The sequence below is a fragment of the Xanthomonas pisi DSM 18956 genome, from assembly GCF_001010415.1.
Classification (GTDB): Bacteria; Pseudomonadota; Gammaproteobacteria; order Xanthomonadales; family Xanthomonadaceae; genus Xanthomonas; species Xanthomonas pisi.
Window position 1 is genome coordinate 1 of record NZ_JPLE01000282.1, and the last position, 350, is coordinate 350.

1 protein-coding gene is annotated in these 350 nt (G+C 63.7%); it reads left to right on the forward strand.

The genetic code is table 11. The features are described 5' to 3' along the window. A partial coding sequence (locus tag Y887_RS18010; RefSeq protein ID WP_046965659.1) for an NAD(P)-dependent oxidoreductase occupies nucleotides 1-350 on the forward strand: 350 nt, incomplete at both ends.

Consider the following 350-nt stretch of genomic DNA (forward strand, 5'->3'; position numbering starts at 1 on the left):
GGGCGAGATGGTGGGCATGGAGGAACTGCTGGCCCGCGCAGACATTGGGTCGTTGCAGTGCCCTTTGACACCGGACACCCAGCATCTGATCAACGACACCTCACTGGGGCGGATGAAGCCCCGCGCGATGCTGGGCAATACCTCCCGCGGCGGGCTGGTCGATACCCATGCGGTGATCCGCGCGCTGAAGTCGCGCCGGCTGGGTCATCTGGCCATCGATGTGTACGAGCAGGAGAGCCCGCTGTTCTACCAGGACCTGTCCGGAGAGATCATCGACGACGAGGCCTTCCAGCGGTTGATGACCTTCCACAACGTGCTGGTGACCGGCCACCAGGGCGTCTTCTCCATAG